General features: G+C 42.5%; 9 protein-coding genes, 2 pseudogenes and 1 riboswitch. Of the genes and pseudogenes, 8 read left to right on the top strand and 3 right to left on the bottom strand.

The genetic code is table 11. The features are described 5' to 3' along the window. Nucleotides 1-111: 111 nt before the first annotated feature. From ACFOSE_RS05965 to ACFOSE_RS05945, 5 genes are all read left to right on the top strand, one after another. The gene (locus ACFOSE_RS05965) at nt 112-216 is read left to right on the top strand and encodes an IS3 family transposase (protein ID WP_380431630.1); all 105 of its coding nucleotides are present in this window, start codon (nt 112-114) and stop codon (nt 214-216) included. Nucleotides 217-528: 312 nt separating this feature from the next. Continuing rightward, nucleotides 529-861, top strand: coding sequence for a zinc ribbon domain-containing protein YjdM (locus ACFOSE_RS05960; RefSeq protein WP_380431624.1), 333 nt, complete (start codon nt 529-531; stop codon nt 859-861). 360 nt (nt 862-1,221) lie between these two features. Further along, complete coding sequence (locus tag ACFOSE_RS05955; protein ID WP_380431622.1) at nt 1,222-1,863, top strand: amino acid ABC transporter permease; 642 nt, start codon at nt 1,222-1,224, stop codon at nt 1,861-1,863. Between the two features lie 8 nt (nt 1,864-1,871). Beyond that, nucleotides 1,872-2,501, top strand: a complete 630-nt coding sequence (locus tag ACFOSE_RS05950) for an amino acid ABC transporter ATP-binding protein (protein ID WP_380431620.1) — start codon at nt 1,872-1,874, stop codon at nt 2,499-2,501. Nucleotides 2,502-2,511: 10 nt separating this feature from the next. Further along, nucleotides 2,512-3,360: an amino acid ABC transporter substrate-binding protein gene (locus ACFOSE_RS05945; protein ID WP_380431618.1), complete on the top strand. Its 849-nt coding sequence runs from the start codon at nt 2,512-2,514 to the stop codon at nt 3,358-3,360. A gap of 425 nt (nt 3,361-3,785) precedes the next feature. Here the strand turns inward: ACFOSE_RS05945 and ACFOSE_RS05940 are convergent, their stop codons facing one another. The 3 genes from ACFOSE_RS05940 to ACFOSE_RS05930 form a co-directional block, all read right to left on the bottom strand. Beyond that, nucleotides 3,786-4,985, bottom strand: coding sequence for a cation diffusion facilitator family transporter (locus ACFOSE_RS05940; RefSeq protein ID WP_380431616.1), 1,200 nt, complete (start codon nt 4,983-4,985; stop codon nt 3,786-3,788). 128 nt (nt 4,986-5,113) lie between these two features. After that, nucleotides 5,114-6,460 carry an alanine/glycine:cation symporter family protein gene (locus ACFOSE_RS05935; protein ID WP_380431614.1) on the bottom strand — a complete coding sequence of 449 codons (1,347 nt, stop codon included), beginning with the start codon at nt 6,458-6,460 and terminating at the stop codon, nt 5,114-5,116. A 193-nt stretch (nt 6,461-6,653) separates the two neighbouring features. Beyond that, complete coding sequence (locus tag ACFOSE_RS05930) at nt 6,654-8,006, bottom strand: alanine/glycine:cation symporter family protein (protein ID WP_380431612.1); 1,353 nt, start codon at nt 8,004-8,006, stop codon at nt 6,654-6,656. A gap of 127 nt (nt 8,007-8,133) precedes the next feature. After that, a riboswitch (glycine riboswitch) is annotated at nt 8,134-8,228 on the bottom strand. A 337-nt stretch (nt 8,229-8,565) separates the two neighbouring features. Here ACFOSE_RS05930 and pcrA point away from each other — a divergent pair. The 3 genes and pseudogenes from pcrA (at nt 8,566) to ACFOSE_RS05910 (ending at nt 13,206) form a co-directional block, all read left to right on the top strand. Beyond that, on the top strand, nt 8,566-10,848 hold the full coding sequence (pcrA, locus tag ACFOSE_RS05925; RefSeq protein ID WP_380431610.1) for a DNA helicase PcrA: 2,283 nt from the start codon (nt 8,566-8,568) through the stop codon (nt 10,846-10,848). A gap of 208 nt (nt 10,849-11,056) precedes the next feature. Next, a pseudogene (locus tag ACFOSE_RS05920) lies at nt 11,057-11,506 on the top strand (hypothetical protein). Next, nucleotides 11,499-13,206 (top strand): annotated as a pseudogene (locus ACFOSE_RS05910) (hypothetical protein). Before ACFOSE_RS05920 ends, ACFOSE_RS05910 begins: the two co-directional pseudogenes overlap by 8 nt. Nucleotides 13,207-13,219: the final 13 nt, after the last annotated feature.

Genomic DNA, 13,219 nt, shown 5'->3' with positions numbered 1-13,219 from the left:
CATGACTAAAAGAGCAATCGTTTAACAAAAACACTTTATAAATTTTGTACAGAAAACTGTTGCCTTTTCACCTTCTATCTCCATAACTGGAGAAACCTAACCAAAGATAGTATAACAGATATTGTCGAAAATTACATCATATTTTATAATGAAACTAGAATTCAACAGAGATTAAACGACCTGTCTCCTGTAGAGTACAGAAAACTGGCCGCATAAATGTGTTTTTCTTCTGTCCCATTATGTGGGTGCAGTGCCAAGTCCTGCCTTTTTGTTTTGTTCTAGCATTAGCAGAATTAAGGCAGTGGTTGATTGGCAATTCTTATCTCTTGCTAGGCAAGTGATAGCAGCCAACCTGATCAACCCTGCAGAAAGGCAGGGCGACAAAATCGAAAATGCGATTTATCACAATTTAGCGATTTTTATTTCTCTATTTTTGATATTGCTAGGCGATATAACCTAACCCTATTTGCCAAAAAAAGTGAAAAAGGATAAAATAATAATTATTTATTAAATAAAGAGGAGAGAAATATGTCTTTACCCAACTGCCCAAAATGTCATTCAGAATACGTCTATGAGGATGGCATTTTGTTAATCTGTCCAGAGTGTGCCTATGAATGGGATCCCAATGAAGTAGTCGAAGAAGAAGATCTAGTCGTTCTCGATAGTAATGGTAGCCGTCTTGCTGATGGTGATACTGTCACGATTATTAAAGATTTGAAGGTCAAGGGAGCTCCCAAGGATATTAAACAGGGAACTCGCGTTAAAAATATCCGCTTGGTCCAAGGTGATCACAACATTGATTGCAAGGTCGATGGTTTTGGCGCTATGAAACTGAAATCAGAATTTGTGAAAAAAGCCTAGGATATAAAAGGGAAATTTGTTAAAAATTAGCTAAATATAATCTTTAAAATTAAAGGAGGCTGGGATAAAAGTCCCGCCTTTTTTGTTTTGCTCTAGCTTTAGCAAAATTAAGGCAGTGGTTGATTGGCAATCCTTATCCCTTGCTAGGCAAGTGATAGCAGCCAACCTGATCAACCCTGCAGAAAGGCAGGGCGACAAAATCGAAAACGCGATTTATCACGATTCACCGCTTTTTGTTCCGCTCTCTTTTACTAGAATAAAAATTGAATTTTTCCATTTTTAAATGAATAAAAATAAATAGTATTTCAAATAGTCAGAAAATTTGATATAATGGGCTATATCAACTCATTAGGAGCAATTATGTCATACGTTTTGGAAATTCTTCCTGCCCTTTTAAATGGAACTCTTGTAACCTTGCAGGTTTTCTGCATCGTCATTATTTTGTCGGTTCCTCTGGGAATATTTTTAGCTTTTTTGATGCAGCTGAAGTTTAAACCTTTGAACTGGCTTTTGACTCTATATGTTTGGATTATGCGCGGAACGCCTCTCCTCTTGCAACTCATTTTTGTTTATTATGTTCTGCCCAGTGTCGGTATTGTCTTTGATAGATTGCCAGCAGCAATTCTGGCCTTTACTTTGAATTATGCGGCCTACTTTGCGGAGATTTTCCGCGGGGGTATCGATGCTATTCCTAAGGGTCAATATGAGGCAGCTAAGGTTTTGAAATTCACTCAGTTGCAGACCATTCGCTATATTATTCTACCTCAGGTGATTAAGATCGTTCTGCCTAGTGTCTTCAATGAAGTTATCAACTTGGTTAAAGATTCATCCTTGGTTTATGTGTTGGGTGTAGGAGACTTACTGTTGGAAAGTCGTACAGCAGCCAACCGTGATGCTACTTTAGCACCTATGTTTGTGGCTGGAGCCATCTACCTCATCTTGGTTGGTGTTGTGACAGTCGCTTCTAAACAAATCGAAAAGAAATTTAATTTTTATAAATAGGAGGTCGTATGTTAGCGTTAAAAAATATTTCCAAACAGTTCGGCCATAAGCAAATTTTTAAAAACTTCAATCTCAATGTTGAAGAAGGTAAGATTCTTGCTGTCGTAGGTCCATCTGGTGGCGGTAAAACAACCTTGCTGCGCATGCTAGCAGGACTTGAAAAGATTGACTCTGGTCAAGTTATTTACCGAGATAAGGAAGTCTCATTGGATCATTTGGAAGCCGAAAATCTTCTGGGATTTGTCTTTCAAGATTTTCAACTCTTCCCACATTTAACGGTATTTGAAAATTTAATTTTGTCACCAACCAAGACTCTGGGAATGACCAAGGCAGATGCTCTCAAAAAAGCTGAGGAATTGCTAGCAAAATTGGGCTTAGAAGGGTATGGTGATGCTTATCCATTTTCACTTTCTGGTGGACAAAAACAGCGAGTAGCTTTTGCGCGTGCTATGATGATTGATCCTAAGATTATCGGTTATGATGAACCAACTTCAGCGCTAGATCCAGAGTTACGGCAAGAAGTTGAAAAATTGATTTTACAAAACCGCGATACGGGGATTACACAAATTGTCATCACCCATGACATGGAATTTGCTCAAGATATCGCAGATGATATCTTGACAATCAATCCTAAGTAGGTGGTAGCCTATGAAATATATTAAGAAAACATTCTTACTCCTTTTTTTCTTGTTAGCAGCAGTAATAGCTTTGGCATCCTGTAGCTCACGGTCGAATTTTGCAACCCAAAGTGATCAATGGTCAACCTACACCAAGGAAAAGACAATTAAGATTGGCTTTGATGCTACCTTTGTCCCTATGGGATTTGAAGAGAAAGATGGCGCTTATGCTGGATTTGATATTGATTTAGCCACTGCCGTTTTTAAACAGTATGGTATCAAAGTTGAATGGCAGGCTATTGACTGGGATATGAAGGAAACCGAGTTGAAGAATGGCACTATCGATTTGATTTGGAATGGCTATTCTATGACGGATGAACGTAAGCAGATGCTTCGCTTTACCGATCCTTATATGATCAATCAGCAAGTTCTGGTTACTAAGAAATCTTCTGGTATCAATACTATTGCCCAGATGTCTGGTAAGACGCTGGGAGTTCAGGCAGGTTCGTCGGGCTATGAGGCTTTCATGGGAGAACCTGATATTCTGAAAAATCGAGTTAAGAATAAGAAGGCTATTCAATATTCTACCTTTACCCAAGCCTTGATTGACTTAGATGCCGAACGGATTGATGCTCTTTTGATCGACCGTGTCTATGCCAATTATTATTTAGAACAGGAAGGTAAGCTGGCTAACTATAACATCATGCCTGCTGGCTATGAGGCTGAAAGCTTTGCGGTTGGTGCTCGCAAGTCAGATAAGACCTTGGTTAATAAAATCAATCGGGCTTTCCGAGACCTTTATCAATCCGGTGAGTTTCAAAAAATTTCAGACAAGTGGTTCGGTGAAGATGTCGCCACCGACCAAGTGAAAGAAAAATAAGAGTTGGCTTGGGCCGACTCTTATTTATGTATGACAGGCCTAGCGTATATCTGAGATGCAAGTTCTCTGGGGCCCTGGCTTACCGGTGGATCTTAGAGCGGCTCCCAAGCCTGCCTATCGTGAGGTAGCAAGAGGTATAGCGAAATCCTGACTCCACAAACAAAAAAATAATGGAATCTCGTTGGTGGTCAGTCTCAAGAACAAGTATCTCTTATGCTTGCCAAATCTAATTGACTGGCAGATAGGATATCAGAAGTGGAGAAGCTGATAGCCCACAAATCCATCTTAAGCGAGCCATTTCAAAACCAGTCCCCACTTTGTGAGGACTGGCTAGCTGTTTTTAGTATAAAGCGACCTGTTATTAAGTTAATGAAACAAAGATACATACGTGGTGAGTGGGGCTACAAGCTAGTCTTTCTGCTTGATTATTTCTCAATAACTTCTTTTGTAATTTGATGATAAATCAATTTCCAGGATTCATGGCGGCGCCAAAGGCTGACATGACGGTTACCTTCCAAGCGATAGGTAATCAATTTCGTTTTTTGGCTGATGGAAGTCATCTTAAAGTATTGAAAATTGCTGGAGTAGTAAGGAGCTCTGTGGAAAAAGTCTTCAACCGTTAGAAATCGCCCTAATTCATTGACCATCATGAAATCATCAGCGATATATTCTTCATAATCTGGTATTTTGGATAAGATAAGTTTTTCATATTTATAGAGTTTGTGATAGACATTGTCAGGGATTTCATCTTCCGGAATGGCTGCAGGCTCAACATGTATATCCACATCATAGACCTGAAATTCATCATAGAGAAGTTGTTCAACTTGTTCGGTAATAGCGTGGCTCTCATAGACAGAGAGGTCGGGATTCATTTCTAAAACAAGATCCAGAAAGATATTGCTACCATAGGTACGACCGCGCTGAGACTTGACAGCAGAAATCTTTGGGATTTGCAGAATAGCTTTTTCATATTCAGCTAGCTGTTTATCATCGAATCCATCAGATAGGCTAAAGGTTGCCTTGATGAAAATATCATAGGCTGTCCTGAGGATGAAGTAGCAGATGATAATGGCAGCTACTCGGTCAACGATTGGGAGACGCAGAGAACTGGCCACAATGGCAACAGAAGTTCCCAGAGAGGTTATAGCATCTGATAGATTATCCTTAGCAGCAGCTAGGAGGGCAGGGGACTTGATTTGTTTAGAAAGGCGTTTGTTATAGTAGTAAACGCCGTACATAACTAGCGCAGATAGGAATCCAACGATAGCTCCCAAGGGATCAATAACAGTTTGGCTGTTGTTAATAATCTTTTTGATGGTTTCAACTAAAACCTGACAGCCCACTAAAAACATGATGAAAGATGTGATTAAACTGGCTAGATCTTCAAGTTTCCAATGACCGAAGCGATGATCCTCATCGGCTGGGCGGCTGGCTAGATAGAGTCCAATCAGCAAAATGACATTGCTCATGATGTCGGATAGGTTATTAAAACCATCGGCTGTGAGTGAGGAAGAATTTAAAAAGTAGCCGGATAGTAGCTTGCAGATGGCTAAAGTAATATAGGCAACGATACTGATGATAGGACCGCGTCTGGCCAAGCGTAGATTTTCTTCTTGACTTGTCATAAATGACTCCTTATATGATACCAATTCTCTCTATTATAGCATGAATCCAGTGAATCAGCTACAGTCGCAGAACTGATATAAAGTATTAGAAGCAATATGAAAAAGGCAGGAATATCCTGACCTTTGACTTAGATATTTTCTAAAGTATTCTGCTTTTTAGCAAAGTACTTCCGTGTCTCAGCGATGATAACCGGTGAGAGACCGATAAGGGCAACGAGATTAGGGAAGGCCATAAGTCCATTGACGATATCAGCGATAGCCCAAATGGTCTCTAATTTGATGAAACCACCAACGGCAACCATGCAGACGAAGATAATACGATAAAATGGAATACTAGCAGTTCCAAAGATGAACTCAAAGCAGCGTTCACCATAATAGGACCAACCTAGAATCGTCGTGAAAGCAAAGAGGACCAGACTGAGGGTCAGAGCCCAAGTTCCCCATTGGCCAAAAACAGAAGCAAAAGCAGATTGAGTCAAGACAGCTCCGTCAAAATCGGATGACCAACCACCGGTTACGATGATAGCCATACCTGTTAGCGTACAGATGATAATGGTATCAATAAACGTCCCAGTCATAGAAATCAAGCCTTGTTCGACTGGTTCTTCTGTTTTGGCTGCCGCCGCCGCAATAGGAGCGGAACCTAAACCGGATTCATTGGAGAAGACCCCGCGGGCTATCCCTTTTTGAATAGCAACCATAACGGTAGCACCTAGGAAACCGCCGCTTGCAGCCTTACCGGTAAAAGCAGAAGTAAGTACCATCATAAAGCTGGGAATGAATTTATCATAATTGACCACCAAAATGGTCAATCCAGCTAGGACATAGAGAACAGCCATGAATGGCACGATAAAGGTCGAAACTCTTGAGATGGATTTTATACCACCAAAAATGATAATAGCCACCAGAATTGCCAAGACGATGCTAATGATCTGCGGTCGCCAGCCGACACTGTTTTTTATAGAGTCGGTAATAGAATTGACCTGAGTGAAAGTCCCTGAGCCCAAAAGAGCGGTCATAGTTCCAAAGATAGCAAAGAGAATGGCCAACCATTTCCAATTGTGACCGAGTCCGTTGACGATATAATACATAGGGCCGCCGGCAATCTCACCATTCTCATCCTTTTCACGGAATTTGATGGCTAACAAACCTTCCGAATATTTAGTGGCCATCCCAAAGAAGGCCGCAATCCACATCCAAAAGAGGGCGCCAGGCCCACCAGCCTTGATAGCCGTGGCCACCCCGACGATGTTCCCTGTCCCAACAGTGGCAGCCAGAGCGGTACAGAGGGCTGCAAAGCTAGAGACATCACCGCTCCCTTCACTATCTGAGAAGATAAGGCGAAGGGCCTTGGGGAGCTTAAGGACCTGAAGCAATCCCAAGCGGATACTGAGGTAGACGCCTGTTCCAACCAGTAAGATTAAAAGAGGCGGCCCCCAAACGAAGGTATCAATTGTATTAAAAAAGTCTAACATATAACTTCCCATCCATTCTATTTGCATCACAAGATAAGATTGCTTTGTTCAATAATCAGTTTGATTGGCAAAAGGCAAGGTTAATCGTTAAACAACAACCTTGCCTGATCCATTTTAGAAAGATACAACTTAATTATTATATAAAAATGCCATTGAACTTGTCAAATCAAGGTTCAAGTCCAAATTAATTGGCTCAATCCAATATATTGTGTCGTTTAAAATAATTCTTAGTTTCTTTAATGATAATCGGAGACAGAACTAAGAGGGCGATGAGATTTGGTAGTGCCATCAACCCATTGACAATATCTGCAATCTTCCATATAATTTGCAGCTGTAAGAAACCGCCTAGGGCTACCATAAGTACGAAAATGATACGATAAAAAGGAATGGCCTTGGTACCAAAAACAAATTCAACACAGCGTTCGCCGTAGTAAGACCAGCCGAGAATAGTGGTAAAGGCAAAGAGAGCTAAAGATAGAGTCAGAACAATGTTGCCAGTGGAGCCAAAGACAGAAGCGAAGGCACTCTGAGTAACTCCTGCCCCTTCAAGCCCCTCGATTGACCACTGTCCAGTAACGAGAATAGAGAGACCGGTCAGGGTACAGATAATAATGGTATCAATGAAAGTTCCGGTCATAGAGATCAAGCCCTGCTCAACAGGTTCTTCTGTTTTAGCCGCTGCTGCTGCAATAGGAGCAGAACCTAAACCAGATTCATTGGAGAAGACCCCGCGGGCAATTCCTAGACGGATAGCCTGGATAACAGTGGCTCCTGTAAAACCGCCAACAGCCGCAGCAGGGGTGAAGGCTGACTTAAAGATAAGCAGAATAATAGGAAGCAATTTTTGGTAGTTGATTGCAATAATAGTAAGTGTAGCTAAAATATAAAGCCCTGCCATAAAAGGAACGACTTTTTCCGAAACCTTGGAAATAGACTGAATCCCTCCAAAAATAATGACAGCTACGAAAATAGCAAGGATAATACTAACAACTTTAGGCGACCACTCAAAACTGTTATGCAAGGAATCGGTAATGGAGTTGACCTGTGAGAAAGTTCCAATACCAAGTAGGGCTACAAGAATACCGGCCAAGGCGAAGAAGTAAGCCAAGGGTTTAGCAATAAGCTTAAAACGTCCGGTGAATCCATTGATGATATAATACATAGGTCCGCCTGAGATTTGCCCATTAGCATCTTTGGTGCGGTACTTAATAGCTAGGAGCCCTTCAGCATATTTAGTAGCCATTCCAAAGAAAGCCGCCACCCACATCCAAAAGAGGGCACCGGGCCCACCAGTTCCAATAGCGGTAGCTACTCCGACGATATTTCCGGTTCCTACTGTAGCAGCCAAAGCTGTAGCCAGAGCGGCAAAACTTGAAATATCCCCTTCCCCCTTATCCTCGGCAAAGATGAGGTTAAAGGCTTTTGGTAATTTAAAAATCTGAAGCAGACCAAGACGGCTACTAAGATAAATACCCGTTCCAACCAAAAGGACCAACAGGGGAGGCCCCCAGACAAAGTCATCGATTTTAGTAAAAAAATCCAACATTTAAGAAACTCCTTGTGATGAAATACCGATTTATCAGACGAGAAATCAAAGAAAAAGCCCAGACAGAAATGTCGTGGACTTGAAAAGCATACAGAAATATCACCAAAAACCTAAGGGTTAAGAGTTTTTTTGAAATTCTGTCCTTTTGCCTGAGAGATTGAGCAGTAGTCCGCCTTGCCCCTTCGGCGTTCCCTCGAGGGGAAGCTCTCCAGAAGTCCGTCAATCATCAGTCCTATCCTAGTCATTAGAAACCTGAGAGCATTACTCCTTCGGCGAAAGATCAAATCTTTTCTCTCCTGATGATATCAATCGGTCGTTTATAATAAATACTGTTACAGTTTAGCGAAAATTCCGAATACTGTCAAGGCTGTTCGCGGAAATTATCCGTTGTTTTCCGAATATTTTGTCATCTGAATAGATATTCATATTTATCGATGACAGAGAGTTCCAATCTGTAATCTTAGATAGGTATTTTGAACAGATGACAAGGTTTTTATCCAGTAGGTTTTTAAGGTTAAATATGATATAATTTGAAAGCATTATTGACAAGGAGAAGACGATGAATCCTTTATTAGATGGAATGAATGACAGACAAGCAGAAGCGGTTCGGACGACCGAGGGTCCTCTTTTGATTATGGCAGGAGCTGGTTCGGGAAAGACCCGAGTTTTGACCCACCGAATTGCCTACTTAATTGATGAGAAGATGGTCAATCCCTGGAATATCTTGGCTATCACTTTTACTAACAAGGCAGCACGTGAGATGAGAGAGCGGGCTATGCTGCTCAATCCTGCTACCCAGGAAACACTGATTGCGACCTTTCACTCCATGTGTGTCCGCATCCTGCGCCGTGAAGCAGACCATATTGGCTATAACCGTAATTTCACCATTGTAGATCCCGGTGAGCAGCGCACTCTTATGAAACGGATTATTAAGAATCTTAATCTGGATCCTAAAAAGTGGAATGAACGGGCTATTTTAGGTACGATTTCCAATGCTAAAAATGATCTGATTGACGAAGTGGCTTATGAAAATCAGGTAGGTGATATCTACACCCAAATTGTAGCTAAGTGCTACAAGGCTTATCAGGAAGAGTTGCGCCGCAGCGAATCCATGGATTTTGATGATTTGATTATGCTGACCCTGCGTCTTTTTGATAAAAATCCTGACGTATTGGCCTATTATCAGCAGCGCTATCAGTACATCCATGTTGATGAGTACCAAGATACTAACCATGCTCAATATCAACTAGTCAAACTACTGGCTTCGCGCTTTAAAAATATCTGCGTGGTTGGTGATGCTGACCAATCTATTTATGGCTGGCGTGGCGCTGATATGCAAAACATTCTCGACTTTGAAAAGGATTATCCTGAAGCTAAGGTTGTGCTTTTGGAGGAGAATTACCGCTCAACTAAGAAGATTTTGCAGGCTGCCAATGAGGTTATCAATAACAACCGCAATCGTCGACCTAAAAAGTTATGGACTCAAAATGATGATGGTGAAGAGATTGTCTACTACCGGGCCAATGATGAGCGTGATGAAGCCATATTTATTGCCTCGACAATTGATCAGCAGGTAGGTGAAGGCGGCCGTGATTTTAAGGACTTTGCCGTCCTTTACCGTACCAATGCTCAGTCTCGTACCATTGAAGAAGCCCTGCTCAAGTCCAATATTCCCTATACTATGGTTGGGGGAACCAAATTCTACAGCCGTAAGGAAATTCGGGATCTGATTTCTTATTTGAATATCATTGCCAATCCTCAGGACAATATCAGCTATGAACGCATTGTCAATGAGCCTAAGAGAGGTGTTGGACCAGGGACGCTTGAGAAAATCCGCAATTTTGCTCTGTCGCAAGAAATGAGCCTGTTGGAGGCATCTGAGCAAATTATGCTATCGGGAATTACTGGTAAAGCCGCTCAAGCTGTCTGGGATTTGGCTAATCAACTTCTCACTCTCAGGGCTAATTTGGATGATTACAGCTTGACCGAATTGACAGAAGAAGTGCTGGATAAAACGGGCTACATGGAAGCTTTGCAGCTGCAAAACACCTTGGAGAGTCAAGCGCGTATAGAGAATATCGAGGAATTTTTATCCGTTACTAAAAATTTTGATGACAATAAGGAGGATCTGCCTGAGGACGAAACAGGTTTGGATAGACTAAGTCGTTTTCTAAACGACTTAGCTCTGATTGCCGATACTGATGATGGAGAGGCAGAATCGGCAGAAGTGACCCTGATGACTCTGCATGCAGCCAAGGGATTGGAATTCCCAGTTGTCTTTCTGATTGGCATGGAGGAGAACGTCTTTCCATTGAGCAGGGCTGCTGAAGATCCTGATGAGCTGGAAGAGGAGCGCCGTCTGGCCTATGTGGGGATTACTCGTGCTGAGCAGATCCTTTATCTGACCAATGCCAACAGCCGCACACTTTTTGGGAAATCTAGCTTTAACCGTCCGTCTCGCTTTATCCACGAGATTTCAGATGACCTTTTGAACTATCAAGGTCTTGCGCGACCAGTCAATACTTCCTTCTCTGTCAGCTATGCCGATACAGGAGAGACTAAATTTGGTCAAGGAATGAGTCTGGCTCAGGCCTTACAGGATCGTAAGGCCAAGGCAGCTCCACTCACCGCAAGAAGCCCCCAACCGATAGGACAAACTGCCTCAGACCTTGATGCGGTTGACTGGCAAATCGGCGACACAGCCCATCATCGTAAATGGGGTGATGGCACTGTTCTGGAAGTTACTGGCAGTGGTAAAGCTCAAGAATTAAAAATTAATTTCCCAGAAATCGGTCTTAAAAAGCTTCTTGCCAGTGTTGCACCGCTTGAGAAGAAATCTTAAATTAAAAAATAAGAGATAGAGCTTTGGACTCTATCTCTTATTTTTTTTGACTAATCAGTAAGTTTTGGGATTGCTAGTTTAGCAGTTAGAAATACAGTCTTTTTTTCTGATTGTCATGTAGTGTTGTCGAGAACCTTTAAAGGGTACTGTCATTGACAAATGAGAGGTTTTTTAAGACAATGACTGTAACTTAATTTAAGGAAGTCTTATGAAAAAATCAACCAAGATAAGCTTAATGGGTTTAGCAACTATAGCAGTTTTAGGAATAGGCGTAATGATTATGAGTTACAACTTTAGACACTACTTTAATGATGAAGAGACCTTAAGGTCATCATCGAAAGACGATGTCAAAGAAGACGAGGAAGCTATCAAGGAAAAGCAGCTAGCTTACCTCAAGGAGCATGAGCAAGAGATTGTGGATTTGATTAAGGCACAAAGTCCGAAAGTGGAGTCGGTCCAGATTGATTGGGATGAGACACAGTGGAGTGACGGAGGGCTTACCAAACCAGAATACTATATTAATCTTTATGGCGATGTTAATCATATCAAAGAGTCTGGTTGACGAGTAGACATTCCGCTCAATGAAGATGGCACAGTCAACATGGATGAAATGTATGTAGGATCGGATGTAAGGATAGGGGGAGATTTACTTGAGTAACTGGAATTTAGAGACTTTTGACAATATCTATGCAGCTTTAGCGCAATCGGCCTACCGCAATAGACCCGGAAATATTACTTATGATCAACTAGATGTGGCTCAGCAGCAAGTACTTGATTCAGGAAAGTCCGTTGAATTCAATTTTTCGAAAGATGGGACGTTTAAAGGTCAAACCACCGAAGGCGGTGGGACCGACCTGCCCAATGGCGGTGTGGTCTACCTCCAGCCTGACCAAGAAGGGATCATGACGGATGAAGACACAGGTTATCAGGCCTACTATGTGTCAGATACTGCGGAAATCAATCAGGATACCCACCAGACCTACTTTGTGGTGCGAGGCAGCGATGGTTTTGGGATTGATACAAAGAAGTTAGCTAAAGAAAGATCCCTGGGACTATCTGGCCAATATGGATCCTGATGACTTCAACTACGAGGACTGGATAAACAATAATATGGCCTTCGCCCTGACGGATGCTATTGTTCCCCAAGCGTCTGAGGCAACGGCTGGCATGAAGGCTAAGATAGCTGAACTGAATGCCCAGGCGGCACCGGATGCCCAGATGAGCATCACCGGGCATTCTCTTGGAACGATTGTTTCGATTCAGGGAGCGGCGGGGCTCAGTCACGATGAATTGCAGAAAGTCGATCAGATTGTCCTCTTTGATGGTCCGGATGCCACTGAAAGCCTCAAGAAGGCTGGCTATAGTGAGGCTAAGATTCAAGAACTGGGGAGTAAGACGACCTACTATGTCAATCCCTTTGACCCTCTCAGTATGCTCAACCGAGACAAGCCTTGGGAGGACCAGCTGGGACATGTCAATGTCATAGTTTCCAGAGAGTACACGAGTCTGACGGACAAGCATTCTTCTCATGATTTTGGGGCCTATCAGATCGACAGCCAAGGGAATTTTCTGGTAGCTTCTGCAGACTACCATCCTGAGCTCCTAACCGCAGGGCATGATTTGGCGGTCCTAGAAAAAGAGAGCATCGATAAGCTCAAAAAATATATCCCCGAAGACCTCATCCAAAGTATCGTCGCCCTCAGTCCCGAAGACTTTAATGAACTGGCTAAGCTAGCGCAAAAAGTGGCTAAAAATCCAAGTTTGAGCGGTGGTTCTGAAGTGATAAAGATGGCCGAAAAATTGGGCATCAGTGTGAGTGATCTTGTTAGTGCCCTGACCCATGCCGGTGATCTCCAAGATGTTTTCCAAAATTTCCAAGAGAAATACCAGGCCATTATTGATAAAGCCAAGAAGGAAGGGCTCAAGTGGATTCGAAACAATATCGGAAGCTTCCATGACAGAATCCGATCCGCCAGCGGTTCAGAGAGGATCCTTCTGCGGACGGAACTGCTCTACATGGCGACCCAGCTGGCTGAGGAAGACATCAGCAATAAAGTTGAAGCAGCTAAGAAACATATCAGTGATTGCAAGGAACAGATTGAACTTCTGTCAACCGTAGGTATTAATTGTGCTTCGCAACTGGGAAGTCATCTTAGTCCGGATGAGATTAAGGCTTTAACGTCAGAGCTTCAACTGTCCAAAGTTTGGAATGAGGGGATAGAAAGCTCAGATCAGTCTGCGCTTACTCAGTATCAAAACCAACTCAGCACCTTTGGTTCTGATTTGATTTATGCGGCTCAGAATCTGACCGCAGTTGATGCGCAGCAGGCCGGTGAAATCTTTGCCAACCTGTCATAAAACGAATCACTAG

Source organism: Streptococcus dentapri, from assembly GCF_042649885.1.
Taxonomy (GTDB): Bacteria; Bacillota; Bacilli; order Lactobacillales; family Streptococcaceae; genus Streptococcus; species Streptococcus dentapri.
Note: the sequence above shows the minus strand (reverse complement) of the source record. Positions and strands in the feature narration are given on the sequence as shown.

Excerpts from the sequence above, each read along its gene's own strand:
- ACFOSE_RS05960 (WP_380431624.1), top strand. The coding sequence starts at position 529 with ATGTCTTTACCCAACTGCCCAAAATGTCATTCAGAATACGTCTATGAG.
- ACFOSE_RS05955 (WP_380431622.1), top strand. The coding sequence starts at position 1,222 with ATGTCATACGTTTTGGAAATTCTTCCTGCCCTTTTAAATGGAACTCTT.
- ACFOSE_RS05950 (WP_380431620.1), top strand. The coding sequence starts at position 1,872 with ATGTTAGCGTTAAAAAATATTTCCAAACAGTTCGGCCATAAGCAAATT.
- ACFOSE_RS05945 (WP_380431618.1), top strand. The coding sequence starts at position 2,512 with ATGAAATATATTAAGAAAACATTCTTACTCCTTTTTTTCTTGTTAGCA.
- ACFOSE_RS05940 (WP_380431616.1), bottom strand. The coding sequence starts at position 4,985 with ATGACAAGTCAAGAAGAAAATCTACGCTTGGCCAGACGCGGTCCTATC.
- ACFOSE_RS05935 (WP_380431614.1), bottom strand. The coding sequence starts at position 6,460 with ATGTTAGACTTTTTTAATACAATTGATACCTTCGTTTGGGGGCCGCCT.
- ACFOSE_RS05930 (WP_380431612.1), bottom strand. The coding sequence starts at position 8,006 with ATGTTGGATTTTTTTACTAAAATCGATGACTTTGTCTGGGGGCCTCCC.
- pcrA (WP_380431610.1), top strand. The coding sequence starts at position 8,566 with ATGAATCCTTTATTAGATGGAATGAATGACAGACAAGCAGAAGCGGTT.